21 protein-coding genes and 1 pseudogene are annotated in these 21,341 nt (G+C 66.6%); 12 read left to right on the top strand and 10 right to left on the bottom strand.

Annotated features, from left to right (window positions below):
- Positions 1–82: 82 nt before the first annotated feature.
- The 11 genes from ggt (at position 83) to ntrC (ending at position 11,887) form a co-directional block, all read left to right on the top strand.
- Positions 83–1,702 (top strand): gamma-glutamyltransferase, encoded by a 1,620-nt coding sequence (gene ggt / locus E5P2_RS07720; RefSeq protein ID WP_162570387.1) that lies wholly within the window; start codon positions 83–85, stop codon positions 1,700–1,702.
- Positions 1,702–2,460 (top strand): 16S rRNA pseudouridine(516) synthase, encoded by a 759-nt coding sequence (locus E5P2_RS07725; RefSeq protein ID WP_162566541.1) that lies wholly within the window; start codon positions 1,702–1,704, stop codon positions 2,458–2,460. Before ggt ends, E5P2_RS07725 begins: the two co-directional genes overlap by 1 nt.
- Positions 2,461–2,489: 29 nt before the next feature.
- Positions 2,490–3,476 (top strand): YVTN family beta-propeller repeat protein, encoded by a 987-nt coding sequence (locus E5P2_RS07730; protein WP_162566542.1) that lies wholly within the window; start codon positions 2,490–2,492, stop codon positions 3,474–3,476.
- Positions 3,463–4,260 carry a polysaccharide deacetylase family protein gene (locus tag E5P2_RS07735; RefSeq protein ID WP_162566543.1) on the top strand — a complete coding sequence of 266 codons (798 nt, stop codon included), beginning with the start codon at positions 3,463–3,465 and terminating at the stop codon, positions 4,258–4,260. Before E5P2_RS07730 ends, E5P2_RS07735 begins: the two co-directional genes overlap by 14 nt.
- Before the next feature lie 30 nt (positions 4,261–4,290).
- Positions 4,291–5,262 (top strand): sterol desaturase family protein, encoded by a 972-nt coding sequence (locus E5P2_RS07740; RefSeq protein ID WP_162566544.1) that lies wholly within the window; start codon positions 4,291–4,293, stop codon positions 5,260–5,262.
- 56 nt (positions 5,263–5,318) lie between these two features.
- The gene (locus E5P2_RS07745; RefSeq protein WP_162566545.1) at positions 5,319–6,191 is read left to right on the top strand and encodes an EI24 domain-containing protein; all 873 of its coding nucleotides are present in this window, start codon (positions 5,319–5,321) and stop codon (positions 6,189–6,191) included.
- Positions 6,188–6,988: a competence/damage-inducible protein A gene (locus E5P2_RS07750; RefSeq protein ID WP_162566546.1), complete on the top strand. Its 801-nt coding sequence runs from the start codon at positions 6,188–6,190 to the stop codon at positions 6,986–6,988. Before E5P2_RS07745 ends, E5P2_RS07750 begins: the two co-directional genes overlap by 4 nt.
- A 147-nt stretch (positions 6,989–7,135) precedes the next feature.
- The gene (glnA, locus tag E5P2_RS07755; RefSeq protein ID WP_162566547.1) at positions 7,136–8,551 is read left to right on the top strand and encodes a type I glutamate--ammonia ligase; all 1,416 of its coding nucleotides are present in this window, start codon (positions 7,136–7,138) and stop codon (positions 8,549–8,551) included.
- Between the two features lie 145 nt (positions 8,552–8,696).
- Positions 8,697–9,206 carry a hypothetical protein gene (locus E5P2_RS07760; RefSeq protein WP_232080619.1) on the top strand — a complete coding sequence of 170 codons (510 nt, stop codon included), beginning with the start codon at positions 8,697–8,699 and terminating at the stop codon, positions 9,204–9,206.
- Positions 9,207–9,267: 61 nt separating this feature from the next.
- Positions 9,268–10,344, top strand: a complete 1,077-nt coding sequence (glnL, locus tag E5P2_RS07765; protein ID WP_162566548.1) for a nitrogen regulation protein NR(II) — start codon at positions 9,268–9,270, stop codon at positions 10,342–10,344.
- 22 nt (positions 10,345–10,366) lie between these two features.
- A complete protein-coding gene (gene ntrC, locus E5P2_RS07770; RefSeq protein WP_162566549.1) occupies positions 10,367–11,887 on the top strand; it encodes a nitrogen regulation protein NR(I) in 1,521 nt (506 codons plus the stop codon).
- Positions 11,888–11,905: 18 nt separating this feature from the next.
- On the opposite strand, the gene E5P2_RS07775 is transcribed toward ntrC, so the two are convergent.
- The 5 genes and pseudogenes from E5P2_RS07775 to E5P2_RS07795 form a co-directional block, all read right to left on the bottom strand.
- On the bottom strand, positions 11,906–12,415 hold the full coding sequence (locus E5P2_RS07775) for a hypothetical protein (protein ID WP_162566550.1): 510 nt from the start codon (positions 12,413–12,415) through the stop codon (positions 11,906–11,908).
- Positions 12,412–13,191 carry an exodeoxyribonuclease III gene (xth, locus tag E5P2_RS07780; protein ID WP_162566551.1) on the bottom strand — a complete coding sequence of 260 codons (780 nt, stop codon included), beginning with the start codon at positions 13,189–13,191 and terminating at the stop codon, positions 12,412–12,414. The genes E5P2_RS07775 and xth overlap by 4 nt, the downstream gene beginning before the upstream one ends.
- A 143-nt stretch (positions 13,192–13,334) precedes the next feature.
- Positions 13,335–13,784 carry a GAF domain-containing protein gene (locus E5P2_RS07785; RefSeq protein WP_162566552.1) on the bottom strand — a complete coding sequence of 150 codons (450 nt, stop codon included), beginning with the start codon at positions 13,782–13,784 and terminating at the stop codon, positions 13,335–13,337.
- Positions 13,781–14,044, bottom strand: a pseudogene (locus E5P2_RS38345) (hypothetical protein); the annotation flags it as partial. The gene E5P2_RS07785 and the pseudogene E5P2_RS38345, both read right to left, overlap by 4 nt.
- 443 nt (positions 14,045–14,487) lie before the next feature.
- Complete coding sequence (locus tag E5P2_RS07795) at positions 14,488–15,396, bottom strand: LysR family transcriptional regulator (protein ID WP_162566553.1); 909 nt, start codon at positions 15,394–15,396, stop codon at positions 14,488–14,490.
- A gap of 112 nt (positions 15,397–15,508) precedes the next feature.
- Between E5P2_RS07795 and E5P2_RS07800 the strand changes: the two genes are divergently transcribed.
- The gene (locus E5P2_RS07800) at positions 15,509–15,784 is read left to right on the top strand and encodes a hypothetical protein (protein ID WP_162566554.1); all 276 of its coding nucleotides are present in this window, start codon (positions 15,509–15,511) and stop codon (positions 15,782–15,784) included.
- 6 nt (positions 15,785–15,790) lie between these two features.
- Here the strand turns inward: E5P2_RS07800 and E5P2_RS07805 are convergent, their stop codons facing one another.
- Genes E5P2_RS07805 through E5P2_RS07825 form a run of 5 tightly spaced genes read right to left on the bottom strand, consistent with a single transcriptional unit; the run spans position 15,791 to position 21,341 of the window.
- Positions 15,791–16,810 (bottom strand): TauD/TfdA family dioxygenase, encoded by a 1,020-nt coding sequence (locus E5P2_RS07805; RefSeq protein ID WP_232080620.1) that lies wholly within the window; start codon positions 16,808–16,810, stop codon positions 15,791–15,793.
- Positions 16,811–16,821: 11 nt separating this feature from the next.
- Complete coding sequence (locus E5P2_RS07810) at positions 16,822–17,787, bottom strand: Bug family tripartite tricarboxylate transporter substrate binding protein (RefSeq protein ID WP_162566556.1); 966 nt, start codon at positions 17,785–17,787, stop codon at positions 16,822–16,824.
- A gap of 9 nt (positions 17,788–17,796) precedes the next feature.
- A complete protein-coding gene (locus E5P2_RS07815) occupies positions 17,797–19,755 on the bottom strand; it encodes an acetoacetate--CoA ligase (protein ID WP_162566557.1) in 1,959 nt (652 codons plus the stop codon).
- Between the two features lie 3 nt (positions 19,756–19,758).
- Positions 19,759–20,511 (bottom strand): CoA-transferase, encoded by a 753-nt coding sequence (locus tag E5P2_RS07820; RefSeq protein ID WP_162566558.1) that lies wholly within the window; start codon positions 20,509–20,511, stop codon positions 19,759–19,761.
- Positions 20,508–21,341, bottom strand: a complete 834-nt coding sequence (locus E5P2_RS07825; RefSeq protein WP_197908469.1) for a CoA transferase subunit A — start codon at positions 21,339–21,341, stop codon at positions 20,508–20,510. The genes E5P2_RS07820 and E5P2_RS07825 overlap by 4 nt, the downstream gene beginning before the upstream one ends.

Genomic DNA, 21,341 nt, shown 5'->3' on the forward strand with positions numbered 1-21,341 from the left:
AGTCATTGCCGCCGCGTTCGTGCTGGTGAGCGCGGCGCAGGTTCAAGCCGCCTCGCGAGCGCCGGTCGCGGCCGAGAACGGCATGGTCGTCACTGCACAGCATCTGGCGACGCAGGCCGGTGTCGATGTGCTCCAGCGTGGAGGCAATGCGATCGATGCCGCGGTCGCGGTCGGCTATACGCTGGCCGTGGTCTATCCCGCGGCCGGAAACCTGGGCGGTGGCGGCTTCATGACGATCCAACTCGCGGATGGCCGCAAGACCTTCCTGGACTTCCGCGAAAAAGCCCCGCTCGCTGCCACCGCCAACATGTACCTCGACAAGGACGGCAACGTCATCAGCGGCCTGAGCACCAAGGGGCATCTGGCGGTCGGCGTGCCGGGCAGCGTTTCCGGCATGGAGTACGCACGCGAGAAGTACGGCACGATGAAACGCAGCGCATTGCTGGCACCCGCCATCCGGTTGGCCGAGCGCGGCTTCACCCTCGATCAAGGCGACGTCGAGATGTTCTCCAGGGCCACGGCCGACCTCAGCGAAGATCCTGCATCGGCCGCCATTTTTCTCGACAAGGGTGAAGCCTTCGTCGCCGGCCAGAGGCTGGTGCAGAAGGACCTGGCGAAGACGCTGCGCAGCATCAGCGCGAAAGGAACGGACGGCTTCTACAAAGGCTCGGTGGGCGCGGCCATCGTCGCATCCAGCCGCGCCGGCAAGGGCCTCATCACGCAGGCCGACCTCGACCAGTACACAACGCGCGAACTGCCGCCGATCGAATGCGATTACCGTGGCTACCACGTCGTCTCGGCACCGCCGCCGAGCTCGGGCGGCGTGATCATCTGCGAGATGCTCAATATCCTCGAAGGCTATCCGCTCAGGGACCTGGGCTTTCATTCGGCGCAGGCCGTGCACTACGAGATCGAAGCGATGCGGCACGCCTACGTGGACCGCAACAGCTATCTGGGTGACCCCGACTTCGTGAGGAACCCGCTGGACCGCCTGCTCGACAAGGGCTACGCAGAGAAGATCCGCGGCGTGATCGATCCCGGGAAGGCCGGCGTCTCGAAAGACATCATGCCCGGCGTTGCGCCGCACGAGGGCACGAACACCACACACTATTCGATCGCCGACCGATGGGGCAATGCCGTGTCCGTGACCTACACGCTCAACGACTGGTTCGGCGCCAGAGTCACGGCCGCCAGGACCGGCGTGCTGTTGAACGACGAGATGGACGACTTCACCTCGAAGATCGGTGTGCCCAATCTCTATGGCCTGGTGCAGGGTGAGGCCAATGCCATCGCACCGGGCAAACGCCCGCTGAGTTCGATGAGTCCGACCATCGTCAGCAGGGACGGCAAGCCGGTGCTCGTCGTCGGCACGCCCGGGGGCAGCCGGATCATCACCACCGTGCTTCAAACCATCCTCAATGTGATCGACCACGACATGGACCTCCAGGAGGCCGTGGATGCGCCGCGCTTTCACCAGCAATGGCAGCCTGACGTGACCGAGTTCGAGCCCTTCGCGCTGTCTGCCGACACGCGAAAGATCCTGCTCGGCATGGGCCACAAGCTTGGCACGGAACAGCCGGCCAATCACGTGGCAGCCATCCTCATTGGAGCGCCATCGTTGAAGGGCGAGCCGGTGGCCGGCGCCCGCTTCTTCGGGGCGAACGATCCGCGCTACAAGACAGGTCTGGCGCTGGGATACTGATGCGTATCGAAGAAATTCTCTACACCCAGGGCTTTGGCACGCGCAGGGTCTGCGCCGGGCTGGTTCAGCAAGGCCTCGTGCGCGTGGCAGGCAAGGTCATGGCGGACGCCAGCGACGATGTCCCGGTCGATGGCTTGCGCTTCACGGTGCAGGGCACCGAGTGGGCGTACCACGAGAAAGCCTACCTGATGCTGCACAAGCCGGCCGGCACCGAGTGCTCGCAGAAGCCGTCGACCTATCCCAGCATCTACACTTTGCTGCCGTCGCCATTGCGCCTGCGGCCGAACAAGGGCGCGGTACAAGGCGTCCAGGCGATCGGCCGGCTCGACCAGGACACCACGGGACTGCTTCTGCTGACGGACGACGGCCAGTTCATCCACCGAATGGGTTCGCCGAAGCACCATGTGCCGAAGGTCTACGAGGTGAGTGCCAAGCATCCGCTCGACGATGCACAAGTGGCGAAGCTGCTGGCCGGCGTCGTGCTCGACGACGACCCGAAGCCGGTGCGCGCGGCGGCATGCGAGATCGTCGGGCCGCTGCATCTGAGGCTCACCCTCACCGAAGGCAAATACCACCAGGTCAAGCGCATGCTGGCGGCCGTCGGCAACCGGGTCGAGGCGCTGCACCGCTCGCGCATCGGCGCGCTCGCACTGCCCGCGGATCTGGTGCCGGGCCAATGGCGCTGGCTCGACGCCCAGCAGGTCGAGGCCCTGCGAAACGCGCGTCCAGGTCAGCCAGCCGAGGGCTTGGATCGTTAAACTCGGAAGCCTTCTTCCGGAACCCTCCCTTGCGCTTCATTTCTTCCCTCACAGGCCGCCTTGCGGCCTTTTTGTTTGTTTGCGCCGCGCTGCCGTCGCATGCCGCCGAGCCACCCCCTATCTTCGTGCTCAATTCGCTCGATGCGAGCGTGAGCGTGATCGACCGGGCCACCTGGACCGAGAGGCTGCGCATCCCGACGGGCAAGGAGCCGCACCATCTCTATCTGACCCCCGACGAGCACTCTCTGATCGTCGCGAACTCGGCCGGCGATTCCCTGACTTTCCTGGATCCCCGCACCGCACAAGTCCAGCGTGTGGTCTACGGCATCATCGATCCGTACCAGCTGCGCTTCTCGCCCGACATGAAATGGTTCGTCACGGCCGGCAACCGGCTGAACCATGTCGACATCTACAGCTGGGACGGCAAGGAGCCCAAGCTCGTCAAGCGCATTCCCTCGGGCAAGACGCCCAGCCACATCTGGATCGACGGCAAGAGCACCACCGCCTACGTCACGATGCAGGACAGCGACGAACTGATCGCGGTCGACCTCGCCACGCAGACCATCCGCTGGCGCGTGGCCACCGGCCCGATGCCGGCGGACATCTTCGGCATCCATGACGGCAAGACGCTGCTGGTCGGCCTGACGGGCGGCGACGGCGTGCAGATCTTCGACGTCGCGGGCGCCGAGCCCAAGCTGGTCGGCAAGCTGTTCACCGGCAAGGGGGCGCATGCCTTCCGCTCGGCCGGCGACGGGCGCAGCGTCTTCATCAGCAACCGCGTGGCCGACACCATCAGCCGCATCGATCTGCAAACGCTTCAGGTGACCGACACCTATCCCGTGCCCGGCGGCCCCGATTGCATGGATGTCTCGGCCGACGGCAAGACACTCTACGTGACCTCGCGCTGGGCCAGGAAGCTCAGCGTCGTCGATCTCGTTGGCCACAAGGTGGCGCAGCAGGTCAAGGTGGGGCGCTCGCCCCATGGTGTCTGGACATTGGATCATGCCAAGTCGTAAGTACGCCGCGGTCGCGCTTCTGGCGACGGCCTGTGTCGCGTCTACGGTGGCCGCCGCCCAGGGCAGTTGTACGAAACCGGTGTACCTGACCTTCGACACCGGCCACATGGCCATCGCGCCCCTCGTGGCCGAGGTGCTCAAGCGGCAGGACGTGCGCGTTACCTTCTTCGCGGCCGCGGAACCGACCAAGAGCGGTGGCGACAGCCTGGACGACCATTGGGCGCCCTGGTGGAAGGCGAGGGCTGCCGAAGGCAACGAGCTCGCGTCCCATACCTACGACCACGCCTACTGGCGCGGCGACGTGCCGGGCGCCGACGTGCGCTTTCGCATCAAGCCATCGGCCGGGCCGGATGCAGGCCATGAGTTCACCTGGGACGCGAAGCAGTATTGCGCCAACATTGCCAAGGCTTCCGAGCGCTTGCAGGCCATCACCGGCAAGAAGCCGCTGCCGCTGTTCCGGGCGCCGGGCGGCAAGACCTCGCCCAAGCTGCTGGCGGCCGCGAAAGCCTGCGGATACGCGTACGTGGGCTGGGCGCCGGCCGGCTTTCTCGGCGACGAATTGCCGAGCGAGAAGTTCAGCAACGAGAAGCTGCTGAAACAGGCGCTGGACACCATCCGGCCAGGGGACATCCTCCTGGCGCATCTGGGCATCTGGTCGCGCAAGGATCCCTGGGCGCCGGCCGATCTCGAGCCGCTCATTGTCGGGCTGAAAGCCAAGGGCTTCTGCTTCGAGACGCTGCGCCAGCACCCGGCGTACCGGGCCTGGATCGCCGCGCATCCCTGAACCTTTTTCGCTGAGCAGGATCGCTCGTTCATGGACTGGTTCACCGATCAATTCGCGTTCATGCAGCAGTGGCTCTTCGAGTCTGCCGTGCAGCCGCTGGTCTATGCCGTCGGCCTCGGCGGCTGGGTCGAGGATGCGTTCGATGCCACCGGCTGGGTGCTCGTCGGCCTGATCCAGATCGCGGTGCTGATCGCCGTGATCGGACCCTTGCAGCGCTGGCGCCCGGCGGAGCCGGTGGTCGACCGCCGCGCGATCCGCACCGACATCCTGTACACGCTGATCCATCGGCTCGGGCTGTTCCGCCTGGCGATGTTCTTTGCGCTGGTGCCGCTGTTCGACCATCTGCTGGGCATCGTGCGCACCGCGGGCTGGGGCAGTCTTCATCTGGACGAACTCTGGCCGGGCGTCACCGACGTGCCCTGGATCGCCTTCGCGATCTACCTGGTGGTCCTCGACCTCGTCGAATACCTGATCCATCGCGGGCAGCACGGCTTTCGATGGTGGTGGGCGCTGCATTCGCTGCATCACTCGCAGCGCCAGATGACCATGTGGAGCGACAATCGCAACCACCTGCTAGACGACGTGATCCACGACACGATCATCGTCGTCGTCGCGCAGCTGATCGGCGTCGCACCGGGGCAGTTCATCGCGATCGTGGCCTTCATGCAGCTTAGCGAGAGCCTGCAGCATGCCAACCTGCGCCTGGGCTTCGGCGCCATCGGCGAAAGGCTCTGGGTCAGTCCGCGTTTTCACCGGCTTCATCACAGCATCGGGATCGGGCACGAATCGCACGGCCCGCGCACGCTGGGCGGCCACAACTTCGGCGTGCTGCTGCCCTGGTGGGACATCCTGTTTCGCACCGGGAATTTCGAGGATCGCTACGAGGCGACCGGCATTCGCGACCAGATCGAACCCGATGCACAGGGCCGCGTGCGCGACTACGGGCGCGGCTTCTGGGCGCAGCAGTGGCTGGGGCTGCGGCGGCTGGTCAATCGGGGCTGAACGGCGCCATCACGCCGACCACTCTGCTTCACACGCAGGCGTTATCCTCGGCGTCGATGCGTCTCCTCCTCGATTCTTTCTGGCGTTCGGTGGCCTACTGCATGCACCCGCGGGTGGTCGTGCTCTCGCTGCTGCCGCTGGCGATCATGGCGATCCTGACGGCGATCTTCGGCTATTTCTATTGGGATGCGGCGGTGAGCTGGACGCGCGGCGCGCTGGATGCGTGGCCCCTGCTGTCGAGCTTCTGGGGCTGGATGGGACGCCTGTTCTCGGGCAACGTGACGGCCGCACTCGCCCCATTGGTGGTGGTGGTCGCGGCCACGCCGGTGCTGGTGGTGGTGGCACTGCTGGTGGTCGCCGGGTTCATGGCGCCGGCCTTGACGCGCCTGGTGGCCGAACGGCGCTTCCCGACCCTGGAACAGAAGCGGGGCGCGTCCTTCATCGGCGCCGTCGCCCGATCGCTCGGCCTCACGGTGCTGGCGCTGCTCGCCCTGGTCGTGTCGATGCCGCTCTGGCTCATCCCGCCGCTGGTGCTGGTCCTTCCGCCACTGATCTGGGGTTGGCTGACCTACCGCGTGATGAGCTTCGATGCGCTGTCCGGCCACGCGAGCCCGGAGGAGCGCGACGTGCTCCTGCGGGTGCATCGGCTGCCGCTGCTGGGCATCGGCGTGCTGTGCGGCTATCTGGGCGCGGCGCCCAGCATCGTCTGGGCGTCGGGGCTGCTGTTCGCCGCGGCTTTCTTCGTCCTCGTGCCGCTCGCGATCTGGATCTACACGCTCGTGTTCGCATTCTCGGCGCTCTGGTTCGGGCACTATTGCCTCGACGCGCTGGCGCAACTGCGGGCGCAGCGCGCGGCCGCAGCCGTTTCAACTTCTGCGGTCGAGCTGGCGGATGCCCGCGCGACCGCCACTCAATGGGGCGCGCCATGACCCGTGCATTCGGTCTGATCGTCGTCGGCGACGAAATCCTCTCCGGCAAGCGTGCCGACAAGCACATGCCCAAGGTGATCGAACTGCTCGCCGCGCGCGGCCTCGAGCTGGCCTGGGCCGAATACGTCGGCGACGTGCCCACACGCATCACGGCCGCGCTGGAGCGGGCCTTCGCGTCGGGCGACATCGTGTTTTCCACCGGTGGCATCGGCGCCACCCCGGACGACCACACCCGCCAGTGCGCCGCCAAGGCGCTGCGGGTTCCGCTGGCCCTGCATCCCGAAGCCGAGCTGCTGATTCGCGAGCGCATGCAGGACACGGCACGCGAGCAAGGCACCGCCTACGAGGCGAACCGTCCGGACAACATCCATCGCCTCAACATGGGCGTGTTTCCGCAGGGCGCGACGATCATCCGCAACCCCTACAACAAGATTCCGGGCTTCAGCGTCGGGCATGTGCATTTCGTGCCGGGCTTTCCGGTCATGGCCTGGCCGATGATCGAATCGGTGCTCGACACGCAGTACACCGAGCTCTTCGCGCGCGGCCTGGCGGTCGAAAAATCCGTGATCGTCTATGGCGCCATGGAGGCGGCGCTGACGCCGCTCATGGAAGCCGTCGAGCATGCGCATCCGGGCATCAAGGTGTTCAGCCTGCCGAGCGTGGACCATGCCGTGCACGGCCGCCACATCGAGCTCGGCGTCAAGGGCCCGGCCGATCGCATCGAGTCCGCCTATGCGGCGCTGATCGAGGGACTGCACGGCTTTAAGGCAAAGCTTGGCCCCGAATTGGTGCGCTAACTTGGTGCGCACCATTTTGGCTGCAAAATGCCGACTGACGGCCGCCCCGGGGGTGCCCAGCGCGTGTTCCGCGCGCGCCCGCAATGGCATAGAAACTGCATTCCCGATTCCGTACTTCCAACCACTATCCAAACCAGGAGAAACCTGATGGCAAAGACCGTCGCCGATGTACTCAAACTCGTGAAGGAAAACGAGGTCAAGTTCGTCGACTTCCGATTCACCGACACCCGCGGCAAGGAGCAGCACGTGACCGTGCCGGTCTCGGCGTTCGACGAAGGCAAGTTCACCGACGGCCATGCCTTCGACGGCTCGTCGATCGCCGGATGGAAGGGCATCGAAGCCTCGGACATGCAGCTCATGCCCGACCCCAACACGGCCAACATCGATCCCTTCTTCGAAGAGACCACGCTGATCCTGACCTGCGACGTGGTCGATCCGTCGGACGGCAAGCCCTACGAGCGCGACCCGCGTTCCCTGGCCAAGCGCGCCGAGGCGTACATGAAGGCATCCGGCCTGGGCGACACCGCGTTCTTCGGTCCGGAGCCCGAATTCTTCGTGTTCGACGGCGTGCGCTGGCAGAACGACATGTCCGGCTGCTTCGTCAAGATCGAATCCGAGGAAGCCTCGTGGAACACCGGCAAGGAGTTCGAGCACGGCAACACCGGTCACCGTCCCGCCACCAAGGGCGGCTACTTCCCGGTGCCGCCGGTCGACAGCTTCCAGGACATGCGCTCCGAGATGTGCCTGGTGCTCGAATCGCTGGGCATCCCGGTCGAAGTGCACCACCACGAAGTGGCCAACGCGGGCCAGATGGAACTCGGCACCAAGTTCAGCACGCTGATCCAGCGCGCCGACTGGATCCAGCTGCAGAAGTACGTGATCCACAACGTGGCCCACGCCTACGGCAAGACTGCGACCTTCATGCCCAAGCCGATCGTCGGCGACAACGGCTCCGGCATGCACGTGCACCAGTCGGTCTGGAAGGACGGCAAGAACCTGTTCGCCGGCGACGGCTACGCGGGCCTGAGCGATTTCGCGCTGCACTACATCGGCGGCATCATCAAGCATGCCCGTGCGCTGAACGCCATCACGAACCCCGGCACCAACAGCTACAAGCGCCTGGTGCCCGGCTTCGAGGCGCCGGTGAAGCTGGCCTACTCGGCCAAGAACCGTTCCGCGTCGATCCGCATTCCGTTCGTCGCGAACCCGAAGGGCCGTCGCGTCGAAGCGCGCTTCCCCGATCCGCTGATGAACCCGTACCTGGGCTTCGCGGCCCTGTTGATGGCCGGTCTCGACGGCGTCGAGAACAAGATCCATCCGGGCGAAGCGGCCAGCAAGGACCTCTACCACCTGCCGCCGGAAGAAGACGCGCTGATCCCGACCGTGTGCCACAGCCTCGACCAGGCGCTGGAGTATCTCGACAAGGACCGTGCCTTCCTGACCAAGGGCGGCGTGTTCACCGATGCTTACATCGATGCCTACATCGATCTCAAGATGCAGGAAGTCACCCGCTTCCGGATGGCGACGCACCCGGTCGAGTTCGACATGTACTACTCCTTGTAACGTTGCTCGCCCCCGGGCTTCGCGCGCGATTGCGTTAAAAAGGACGGCACTGCCGTCCTTTTTCTTTGGTCGGGAACCTCGGCGTGCTTGCTGCTTCGAATTGCAACGAGAATGCCGATTTGCCGTGCTACCCAGATCCATGACCATGAAGACACTTCCCGCTTTCCTGCTGGCCGCCTTCGCGGCAGCCGGCGTGCACGTTCAGGCCCAGGCACAGGAGCGTGTCTGGCGCTGCGGCAACGAATACACCAACAACGCGACCGTCGCCCAGCAGCGCGGCTGCAAGGTGATGGAAGGCGGCAACGTCACCGTGGTGCAGGGCACCCGTCCCGCGGCCGCTGCGGCGTCCGGGGGTGGTACGGTTCGGGCGCCGGCCGGCAGTCCCCGGGTCGACAGCGCCGACCAGCGTGCGCGCGACGGCGAGGCCCGTTCGGTGCTGCAGTCCGAACTCAAGAAGGCGGAAGACCGCCAGGCTCAGCTTCAGAAAGACTACAACAATGGCGAGCCCGAAAAGCAGGGCAGCGAGAGCAAGAACTACCAGAAGTATCTCGACCGCGTGGCCGACATGAAGGCCGAGATCGCGCGCAACGAGAGCGACATCGCGGGCATCCGCCGCGAGCTCGGTCGCCTGCCGCCGCAGCCGTCCAGTCCCTGAATGGCACTGTCTTCTTCGGCATTGCACTTGCCGGCCATTCGCCCGACGGCGGCCTGAGCGCATGGCCTTCGGCAAGCCCGCGGGCGCCGGCAAGCGCTTCCAGTCCTTCGATCTGCTGTCCACGCTGATTGCGGTGGTCCGCATGGACGGCTCCGTGCTGTTCGCCAACTCGGGCCTCGAGGATGCGCTCGGCACCTCCCGCCGAACGCTCGAGGGCTCGCAGTTCGGCGCCTGCTTCCACGAGCCGCACGTGCTGCGCACCGCCATCGAGGGTGCGCGCAGCAACGACTTCGCGACGCTGCGCTACGAAGCGCTGCTGCGCCGCGTCAACCATGACCTGATGCCGGTGCTGGTGACACTCGCGCAGAGCGACCGGCCCGGCGAGCTGATCATCGAGATGTCGGCGCTCGAGCAGCAGGCGCGGCAGGACCGCGAGGAGCGGCTGCTCGATCAGGCGCAAGCCAACAAGGAGCTGATCCGCAACCTCGCGCACGAGATCAAGAATCCGCTCGGCGGCATCCGCGGCGCGGCGCAGCTGCTGCAGATGGAAGTCGAGTCGCGCGACCTCATCGAATACACGCAGGTCATCATCCATGAAGCCGATCGGCTGCAGACTTTGGTCGATCGCCTGCTGGCGCCGCACCGCCGGCCGCATGTCGTCGGTGACGTCAACATCCACGAGGTGTGCGAACGGGTGCGTTCCGTGATCCTCGCGGAGTTTCCGCGCGACCTGCACATCGAGCGCGATTTCGACGTGTCGATTCCCGAGTTTCGCGGCGATCGCGAGCAGCTCATCCAGGCCACGCTCAACATCGTCCACAACGCGGCGCAGGCGCTCGCCGAGCGCCGCGCGGCCGGCGATGCGCAGATCACGTTCAAGACCCGCATCGCGCGCCAGGTGATCTTCAACAAGCAGTGGTATCGACTGGCACTGGAATTGCATGTCATCGACAATGGACCGGGTGTGCCGGACGCGATCAAGGACCGTATCTTCTATCCGCTCGTTTCGGGCAGGGAAGGCGGGACCGGGCTGGGATTGACGCTCGCGCAAACTTTTGTGCAACAGCATCATGGCGTGATCGAGTGCGACAGCGTCCCGGGCCGAACCGATTTCAAGATATTGATACCGCTGCCCTAGCAGCCAGGCAACAAGGAGCTGCATGAAGCCGATCTGGATAGTGGATGACGACCAATCGATCCGCTTCGTGTTGGAAAAGGCGCTGCTGCGCGAAGACATGCCGACCCGCAGCTTCACCAACACCCGGGAGGTGCTTGCCGCCCTCGAGGCCGCGACGGATGACGAGATGCAGGGCCCGCAAGTCCTGGTGAGCGACATCCGCATGCCAGGCGGCTCCGGGCTCGAGCTGCTCGACAAGATCAAGGCCAGGCATCCGGGCCTGCCGGTCATCATCATGACGGCGTTCTCCGACCTCGACAGCGCCGTGTCGGCGTTTCAGGGCGGTGCCTTCGAATACCTTCCCAAGCCCTTCGACCTGCCGCGCGCCGTCGAGCTGATCCGTCGCGCAGTCGACGAGAGTCAACGCGAGGAAGTGGCCGAGGAGCGCATGGCCGAAGCGCCCGAGATGCTGGGCCAGGCGCCCGCGATGCAGGACGTGTTCCGCGCGATCGGCCGGCTTTCGCAAAGCAACGTCACGGTGCTGATCACCGGCGAGTCGGGCTCCGGCAAGGAACTGGTGGCGCGCGCGCTGCACAAGCATTCGTCGCGCGCCAGCGGCCCTTTCGTCGCCATCAACACCGCTGCCATTCCCAAGGACCTGCTCGAAAGCGAGCTCTTCGGCCACGAGCGCGGCGCTTTCACCGGCGCGCAGACGATGCGGCGCGGCCGCTTCGAGCAGGCCGAAGGCGGCACCCTGTTTCTCGACGAGATCGGCGACATGCCCTTCGACCTGCAGACGCGGCTGCTGCGCGTGCTGAGCGACGGGCATTTCTATCGCGTGGGCGGACACAACTCGGTCAAGGCCAACGTGCGCGTGATCGCCGCCACGCACCAGGATCTCGAACAGCGCGTGAAGCTCGGCGGCTTTCGCGAAGACCTGTTCCATCGGCTCAACGTGATCCGGCTGCGGCTGCCGGCGCTGCGCGAGCGCGGCGAGGACATCCCCGCGCTCACGCGCCATTTCCTTCAGCAAAGCGCCAAGCAGCTCGGCGTGGAACCCAAGCGCATCTCGGACGCGGCGCTCGTGCAGCTCGCGACCTTCGGTTTTCCCGGCAATGTGCGGCAGCTCGAGAACATCTGCCACTGGCTGACCGTGATGGCGCCGGCGCAACTGATCGAAGCCAAGGATCTGCCGCCCGAGGTGATGGCGCTGGCGGCCGTCGAGGCGCCCGCGGCCGACGCGTCCGCGGTGCAGGCGGCCGCCATCGAGCGCGAGGCGCCGAGCGCTGCGCAGCAGCACGCTGGCGCGACATCTTCCACGCCGGCCGCGCATGCCGAAACGGCGCAGATCGCCGGATGGGAAAGCGGCCTGGAGCGGGAGGCGCAATCCCTCCTGGCCGCCGGTCGCAACGATGTGTGGGACGCGCTGTCGCGCCGCTTCGAGTCGCGATTGATCCTCACGGCACTGGCCAGCACCCGAGGTCGCCGCATCGAGGCTGCACAACGGCTGGGTATCGGCCGCAACACCATCACGCGCAAGATCCAGGAACTCGGCCTGGAATAGATTCACCGTCGGCGGCGATCAGCGGCTGCGCTGCCCTTCGGTGATCGAGTCGAGCTGGAACTGGCCGCTCTTGTCCCACAACCAGGTATCGACATAGGTGTGCGCGCCGAGCTTGCCAGGGTTCGGTAGCGGCGAGGCCTCGCGAATGAGTTCGGCGATCTTTCCGCTCACCTCCGGCGCATGGCTCGGCGTGCGGCTGAAGTGCACGCCGGTCACGCGGCCCGTGCTGTCGATGTCGGTTTCCGTGACCACCACGGCGTAGACCAGCGGCGGAATGCGGCCCTTGTAGATGCGCTTCGGATAGGTCTTGTAGATGTGCCTGGCGCCGATCTTCCGATAGGCGCGCACGGCTGGCGTTTGCGCCGTGATCAGCCGCACGGTCGGCACTTCGTTTGAAGGCCCTGCGGCTTCGTTCCCGGCCTGCGGCGTGGCGGCGGGCGCGCCTTCGTTCGTGCCCTGTTTGAACAGGCCGCAACCGGAGAGACCGATCGTGACGGCCAGCACCGACAGGACGAGAGAGATTTTCATGCGTCGATCTCGATGGTCACGGGCGCGTGGTCGCTCGGCTTTTCCCATTTGCGCGGTACCCGGTCGATCATGCACGACTTCACCCGCGGCACGAGCGGCGCGCTCACGAGCACGTGGTCGATGCGCAGGCCGCGGTTCTTCTGATAGCCCAGCATGCGGTAGTCCCACCACGAGTAGCTTTTCTCGGGCTGATCGAACAGCCGGAAGCCGTCGGTCAGACCGAGCTGGAGCAGCCCCTTGAAATGGTCGCGCTCCTCGGTCGTGTGGTGGATGGTTTCCGCCAGGCCCACGGGGTCGAAGCTGTCGCGGTCCTCGGGTGCGATGTTGAAGTCGCCGAGCAGCACGAGCTGCGGATGCGCGGCAAGCTCACCCTGCAGCCAGTCGTGCAGCGCACGCAGCCAGTTCATCTTGTAGGCGAACTTGTCGCTGCCCGGTGCCTGGCCGTTGACGAAGTAGCCGTTGACGATACGCAGCGGGCCCGCGGGCGTGTCGAGCGTCGCGCTGATCACGCGCGAATGCTCGTCGGTGAAGCCGCCGATGTTCTTCACCACGTCGCGCACCGGCGTGCGACTCAGGATCGCGACGCCGTTGTAGGTTTTCTGACCGAACACGGCGGCCTCGTAGCCGGCCGACTTCAGCACGTCGAGCGGGAACTTGTCGTCGCTCATCTTGAGTTCCTGCAGGCACAGGACATCGACCGGGTTGGCGATCAGCCAGTCGAGCACGTGCTGCAGGCGGGCGGTGAGGGAGTTGACGTTCCAGGTGGAGATTTTCATGGGTCTTGCAAGCTCTCGATGGATCCCGCCGGCGCAGCCGACTTCCGCGGCGCCACGCAGAGCCCGGAGGTTAACAACAAATAAAGGCGCAGGACGTAGGCTTCGAGCGCATCCGGCACCACGACGCGAGGCGCTTCAAGACGCTAGAAAAGCGGCGCGAGCCGCTCTGCAACCCGCGCCAGGAACGCTTCGTCATCGGCGCCGAACGCGGCCCTGTCGTCCGAGTCGACGTCGATCTGGGCGAGATAGGCGTCGCCGCGAAGAATGGGAAAGACGATCTCGGACTGCGTCTCGAGATTGCAGGCCAGATAGCGCGGATCGCTTCCCACGTCCGTCACGACGACCGGCGCCCGGGTCTGGACGCTGGCGCCGCAGATGCCCTTGCCGGAGGGAATGCGGGTGTGTTCCGTGACGCGCCCATGGAAGGCCTTGAGCACCAGCGTGTCTTCTTCCAGCGCATAGAGATAGACACCGGTGTAGCCGGGCAGCTGCTGCAGGATCCGGCAGGCAGCCGTGAGCTTCTGTGCCGGCGCATCGACGGTCTGCAGCGCGGCTTCCACCGCCTGCAATGCGCGTTCATGATCGGATTTCATCGGCCGAGATTAGCACTCCGACCGCGCACGTGGCCGCCCTGCTTGAGGTAGACCTCGTCCATCGGCGACAGCGGTCCCCAGATCGAGTTGGACACGTTGCCGACGTTCTTTGCGGTCGCCGTGTAGTAGGGCACCTGGTTGATGATGTGGAGCGGCAATTCGTCGGTCACGATCTTCTGGAAGGCCGCGTAGTAGGCCTTGCGCTGCGTCGGGTCGAGGCTGGCGCCGGCCGCGTTGAGCAGCTCGTCGACCTTCGGGTTGAGAGAGCCGCTGTGTGCTTCTCGAAGGCGGTAAAGCTGTTCGCCGACAGCGCGATGTTCTCGCAACTGATGCAGATGAATCCGCCCGGCTGCATCGACGGCCACCATGGCGAATGGCTGATGAGCCCCGCGGTGCTCGCCGAAGGCGTGCGCGTGCACGTGCACGTGAATGGCGACGGCGGCATGGACGCCGTGCTCGCGGCGCAGATCGTGCGGGCCGGCTCGATGGTGCGCCACGCACGGGCTGCGCGTGTCCTTCCATTCCGATTTCATGATGGCGCCGATGGAGCCGCCGCGGCTTACATGGTGCGCCGCGTGGGCGTTATCGCAAACCGGCCTCTGCCGTGTGCTGCGGGCCGGATGGCGACCCCTGCGTGTTCCTGCGCCAGCTCGCGAGTGCCCGTGTGGCAGAAAGGCCGCGCGCCGCCTGAGGCGCAGACCCGTCAGGCATCGGCAAAGTGCTCGAACAGCAGATCCCGCAGCCATCGGTTGCCTGGATCGCGGTGGTAGCGCGTGTGCCAGAACATGTTGATCGCGATCTGCGGCAGGTCGGCCGGATGCGGCCGACAGACCAGGTCGAAAGGTTCGGCGATGCGAAGGGCGAGGCGTTCGGGCACGGTGGCGATCAGCGGCGTGGCGCTGAGGATATGTCCCAGGGCCGTGTAGTGCGGCACGGTGAGCCGGATGCGCCTCGCGATGCTGCGCGCTGCCATCAGCTCGTCGACATGGCCATGGCCGGTCCCGGCGGCATGGACCCGCAGATGCTCCGCGGCGCAGAAGTCGCTCAGGCTCAGCGTCGGCTTGGCGGCCACCGGCAGCTTCGCGCTGAAGACGCAGACATAGCGCTCCTTGAGCAGCAGGCGCTGGAAGATGCCTGCCTTGAGCTGCGGCAGCAGGCCGACTGCGAGGTCGACTTCGCCGGCTTCCATGGACTCGCGCAGCCGGTTGGTGGTGTTGCGCACCGTGCTGATCGACACGCCCGGGGCCGTCTCCAGCAAGGCCTCCATCAGGATCGGCACGAAGGAGATCTCGCCGACGTCGGTGGTTGCCAGCGTGAAGCTGCGCCTGCTGGTGGCCGGGTCGAAGGTCGTGTGCCGGTTCAGCGCGCCGTGCAGCGTGCCCATCGCGAGCGCCACCGGTTCGGCCAGCTGCAACGCGAAAGGCGTCGGCGCCATGCCGTGCGCGGTGCGCAGGAACAGGTCGTCGCCGAGCAGCTTGCGCAAGCGCGCCAGTGCATTGCTGATGGCCGGCTGTGACAGGCCAAGGCCTTCGGCCACCGCCGATACGCGCTTCTCGGTCAGCATGCGGTCGAAGACCAGCAACAAGTTGAGATCGATGTCTCGAAGCTCCATGGGCCCTCCCTTTATTCACCCACGTGATCCGGTGAATTCACGGGATTCTATTGGCCATCGGCACCACGAGGCACATCATCCGGGCACGCCAATCAGCCAAGGGGAGCTCTTCATGAATCACGTGCTCGAACAGGTTCGTCGACTGCAGCCGGCATCGCGCCGCTCGCACTGGCGGCAACACGCGCTGTCCAAGCCGCGGCGGCTTCGCGCCGTTGCGGCAGCGCCGGCGACGCCGGTCGATCCGATGGCCATGCTGGAAAGCGCCGTGCAGGCGCTCTGGCGCGAGGCCGAACACGCGGGGCGCGCGGGGCTCGGCATCGAGGTCTGCGCCGATGCCGGGCAGATGGTCATCAACGTGGATTACACGGAGCCGGACGCGGCCCGCTGAGGCGTCTCAGGCCGCCTTGGGCAGTCCGCCGCCGAAGCGGTCGCACTCGTCGAAGAAGCGCTGGTCCCGGTGCAGCGCCGGCCAATCGGGCGCCATCAGCCACAGGCGCAGCATGTGACGCCGGCGCTCGATCTCGGGGAAGTCGACGTAGTCCGTGCGCGAGTGCAGGACCGTCCGGTTGCTGAGGAATTGTGCGTCGCCGGGCAGCAGGTTCATGTCGCTGAAGACGCCCGGGCGCTTGCTGACCTCGGTGAAGAATTCGAAGGCTTCCATGCCGGTGCCGTCGATCGGCGCCTGCGGTGTCGCGCCGCGTCGGATCGGTCCCGGAATGAAGAAGCAGCCGACGGAACCATCGGCCGCTGGCGCGAACACCGGAACGCGCTGCGCGGTGAGTGCCGGCGTGTCGCCGCGGTCCTCTTCCAGTCGATGGTAGACGTAGCCCTGGTAGAGCCGCTCGAGCAGGTCCGGGCGTTCCGACAGGATGATGTTGTGCAGTTGCCGCGCGCTCGCGATCCGGCTCAGGCCACCCGACGCCGCATGGCGGATGCAGAGCAAGCCGACGATGTCCACGGGATCACGGTGCATGATGAGCTCGCCGCCGTTCTGGAACGGACGACCGCTCGTCTGCTGGTCGGACAGGTCGATGACGTCGCCGAGGTAGTCGCCGCGCCGGTTCTGCGACACGCCGACGCCGAAGCAGGTGCCCAGCGCCCAGAAGAGCGCATCCAGCACCGGGCGCTCCACGCCGACCGGCACCTTGCGCACCAGCACCACGCCGCGGCCGGTGCGCAGCTCCGTGGCGAACTGGCGCAGGTCCTCGCCCAGCGCACCGAGCCCGGCCTCGGCGCTGCCGATCGAACGCAGCGGAAGCGCCATGCGCACCAGCCGACGGCCGATGGCGACGAGCTCGCTGGCCGCCCCCGGCGAGAGGGAGAACACCCAGCGCTCATCCTCGGCCAGCGCCTCGCCGTCCCACACCGAGCGTCCCGTGCAGCCGATGAGTTTCGTGAGTCGATCCTGTTGCACCTGCGCGCCCTTCATTCGATCTTGGTCCCGCTTTCCTGGATCACGCGGCCCCATATCCTCTGGTCGTTCTTCATGGCCGCGGTGACCGCCTCGGGCGAGGAATAGTTGGTCTGCACGCCGAAGCCATTCAGCTTCTTCTTCACCGCCGGATCCGCGAGGATCTTCTTCATCTCCGCGTTGATGCGCCGGACGATGGGCTCGGGCGTCCCCTTGGGTGCGACCATCGCGAGCCAGGACCATGACTCGACGCCGTCGATGCCGAGCTCCTTCAATGTCGGCACCTCGGGCAACAGCTCGAAGCGCTTGTCGGCCGTGACCGCGAGCACGCGCACCTTGTCCGATCCCATGTGCGGCACGATCGAACTGGCGATGATCGCCATCATGCTGATGCGCCCGGCCATCACGTCGACCATGGCCGGCCCGGCGCCCTTGTACGGCACGTGGACCAGGTCGGTGCCGGTCGCCATCTTGAACATTTCCATCGTCAGCTGCGACGCGCTGCCCTGGCCCACCGACGCGAAGGTCAGCTTGCCCGGCTCGGCCTTGGCCAGTGCGATGAGCTCCGCCACCGACTTGGCCGGCACCGTCGAGTTGATGAACAGGACCTGCGGCGAGGTCACGAAGCCCGAGATCGGCTCGAAATCCTTCAGCGGATCGAAGTGCATGTTCGGATAGAGGAGCGAGTTGATCGCCAGCGCGCCGTTGGTGCCGATCATCAGGGTGTAGCCGTCGGGGGCCGCGCGCGCGACCGATTCGGCGCCGATGTTGCCGCCCGCCCCGCCGCGGTTGTCGACCACCACCGGCTGCCCGAGCGCCGCGCCGAGCCGCTCGGCGAAGACGCGCACCGCCGCGTCGCTGCCGCCCGGCGGGAATGGATAGACCAGCGTGATGGGCCGGCTGGGCCAGGTGTCTGCTGCGGCCCAGCCCGGCAGCGAGACGATGAGCGCGGCGAAAGCGGCCAACAGGATGCGTCGCATGAATACCCCCTATGCACAAAGAACCGGGAGATCGCGGAAATGAGCCAGCGACTCGGGATTCGCGATCGCGGCCACGTTCCTGGGAACGCGTCCATGGATCGCATCGCGAATCGCCAGCTCCATGACTTTGCCGACGCCGTTCCTCGGCAGGTCCGGAACGGGAACGATGTGGGCCGGCAGATGGTGCGGCGAGGCCTTGTCGCGCAGGGTCGTGCGAATGGTCTCGCCCAGTTCGCTGCTGTAGCTGCTGCCCGCGCGCAGCTTGACGAACAGGACGATGCGGGAATCGCCGTTCCAGTCCTGCGTCACCGCCGCGCATTCGTCCAGCTCGGGCAAGGCTTCGAGCGGCCGGTAGATCTCGGCCGTTCCGATGCGGATGCCGCGGGCCTTCAGCGTGGCGTCCGACCGGCCATGGATGACATAGCCGCCACGCGGCGTGCGCTCGACCCAGTCGCCGTGGAACCATTTGCCGGGGTAGCGCGTGAAATAGGTATCGAGCAGGCGCTGGCGATCCGCGTCGCCCCAGAAGCCGAGCGGCATCGAGGGAAAGGAAGAGGCGCAGGCCAGCTCGCCGGCGCCGCAGACGACGGGGTGGCCGTCGTCGTCGAGCACCTCGACCGCCATGCCCAGCGTCGCCACGGTGGCTTCGCCGGCGACGACGGCGCCGCCGGGGTCGTTGTTCACGAACGAGGCCAGCAGGTCGGTGCCGCCCGAAGGCGAGGCGAAGTAGAGCTCGGACTTGATGTGGCGGTAGACGTACTCGTAGTTGGCGGCCGACACGCGGGTGCCTCCCGCGAACATCGTGCGCAGCGAACTCAGGTCATGCGTATGCATCGGGCTCAGGCCGGCCTTGGCGTAGATGTCGAGCACCGCCGCGGACGGGCCGAAGAAGGTGACGCGTTCGCGCTCGACCAGGTCGAACAGGCGATCGATGCGGGGCCATGTCGCCGAGCCCTCGTAGAGGATCACGGTGGCACCGATGGCCAGCGCCGCGGTCGACCAGTTCCAGATCATCCAGCCGGTCGCCGACAGCCGCAGCAGGCGGTCGCCGGCGCGCAGGTCGCCGTGCAGCCGCAGTTCCTTGGCGAACTGGATCAACGGGCCACCGACGCCGTGCGTGAGGCACTTGGGCTTGCCGGTCGTGCCGGAGGTGAAGAGGATGAAGCCCGGCGCATGGAAGGCCACGCGCACGAAGCTCGGTTCCGTCTCGCTGCGCGCGGCCAGGGCCGCGGCCCAATCGGTGGCGCCGGCCCACAGCGGCGGCGTTGCCGAGAGATTGCCGACGACGAAAGCAGCGCGCAGCGATGGCAGCGCTCTCGCCACTTCGGCTGCCTTGGCCGAGAGTTCGTGCACGCGGCCTGCGTGGCGTGTGCCATCGGCGGTCACGAAGATCGTCGGCTCCAGCTGCCCCAGCCGATCGAGCACGGCACCGGCCGAGAGTTCGGCGGACACCGTGGCCCAGATGGCGCCGAGCGAGGTCGTCGCGAGCATCGCGACCACGGCCTCCGGCACGTTCGGCAGATAGCCCACGACGCGGTCGCCCGCCACGACGCCCAGGTCGCGGAACACGGCCTGCGCCTGCGCCACCTGGACCGCGAGTTCGCGAAAGCTCAGCGCGCGCCGGGCGCCGTCCTCGGCGCAGAAGACCAGCGCATCGGCATCGTCGCGGCGCCACAGCATGTTCTCGGCGTAGTTGAGGCGTGCGCCCGGAAACCAGCGGTCATCGGCCTTGCATTCGGCACGGTCGAGCACACGATCCTCGTCCCAGTCCCCGAGGATGCGCGCGTGGTGCCACAGCGAGCGCCAGAAGGCGTCGAGGTGGTCGATGGAAAAGGCATGCAGCGCCGCGTAGTCGGGGAGGGCGACCTTCCATTCATGCTCCAGCCTTTCGGCGAAGCGGCGGATGTGGGTCCGTGCGGCGCGCTCGGGCGATGCGCGCCAGACGATGGGATCGGTCGCGGTGTTCATGGCTCAGGCCACTGCGGCGGTCTTGCGCGCGTCCCAGCCGAGGACCTCGCGCGCGAACTGCGGATAGGTGCCCGCCAGCAAGGGCGCGACCTCGTTGCGCAACAGGAAAAGAATCTCGCCGCCGGGGGCCGCGGTGGTGGGCACCTCGCCCGCGGGCAGGTCATAGTCGAAGCCGGTCGCGCGGCGGATGTCGTCGGCCGTCTGGCCCGGATGAACGCTCTCCAGCGTGAAGCGCTTGCGCTCCGGCGCGAAGCTGAACACGCAGCGGCTGGTGACCAGCACCTTGGGGCCACCGGGCCGATAGACATTGGCCTCGTTCGTCCCGGCGGCCGTCACGAAATCCACCTTGCGCGTCAGCACGCGCGGCGTGTGCTCGTCCCTGAACAGGACGACCCGCTTGGCCAGCGCGTACAGATAGGGCGCGCCGTAGGTGCCGCCCCAGCGCACCTTCAGATCCGGATAGTCGCCGGTGCCCATCAGGTTGATGTTGGCCTCGCCGTCGATCTGTCCGCCGCTCAGAAAGAAGGCATCGATGCGTCCGCTCGCCGCGCAGTCGAAGAGCTCCTTGCCGCCGTCGGTGATGAAGACGCTGCGGCCGCCGAGCATCGACACGCGCATGCGGCCGCCCGAGGCCAGATGGGCCAGCCATGCCGCCGCCGCCGGATAGGGACTCGCCGAACCGACGGCGACGTGGCGCGAATCGCCCAGGCCGCGTGCCAGGGCGGCGACGTAGAGTTCCTGCGGGGTGCAGTTCACGACAGCGCCTCCGTGGTCGCGAAGACATGCGCGTCGAGGTACGCGCGCAGGCCTTCCTCGGTCTTTGCGCTTTCCATGTAGTGCCACATCGCCTGTTCGTCCTCGGCGTAGAAATCGCCGAAGCCGTAGGGCGCCGCGCCGTGGGGCACGACGCTCACGGCATCGACGTAGAGGCTCGGCAGCGTCGCGCAGGCCAGTGCGGGGTCTTCCATCAGGTCGCCGTCGTAGAGCTTTTCCACCGTGGCGAGCGTGCCGGTGGACGCATGGGCCATTACCGCGAGTTCGCGCCGCCGGCCGTAGTAGACGTTGCCGTGCCGGTCGGCCATCGGCGCGTGGAACAGCGCCCAGTCCGGGTTGATCGCCGGCAGCAGCAGGATCGGATCGTCGGCGGCGAAGGGGTTGTCGATGACCTTCCAGTCGGTACGCAGTCGGACCACGTCGGAGCCGAGGATGCCGCGCAGCGGGATGAAGGGAATGCGTTTCTCGCCGGCCTGGAAGGCTGCGTGGATCGCCGGACAGGTGGCCTCGATCATGCGAAACGATTGCGCCTTGAAGGCACGCTGGAAGCACGGCGGCACGCCGTATTCGCCCATGAACACCGAACTCGCTTCGAGCGTCGCCACGCAGCCCGCACCGAGCAGCAGGTCGGCCTGCAACCCGGTCGTCGGCAGGCCGACCACGTGAAGGTCGCGCACGCCCCGGCGGATCAGCTCGCGGGTGGCTTCCATCGCGATGCCGGAATAGAAGCCGCTGAAGTCGCTCGGCACGGCGAGCTTCTGGCCATCACGTACATGGGCCGCGAGTTCGCGCAGGCTGACGATGATCGACAC

It is taken from the genome of Variovorax sp. SRS16 (assembly GCF_901827165.1).
In the GTDB taxonomy this organism is placed as follows: Bacteria; Pseudomonadota; Gammaproteobacteria; order Burkholderiales; family Burkholderiaceae_C; genus Variovorax.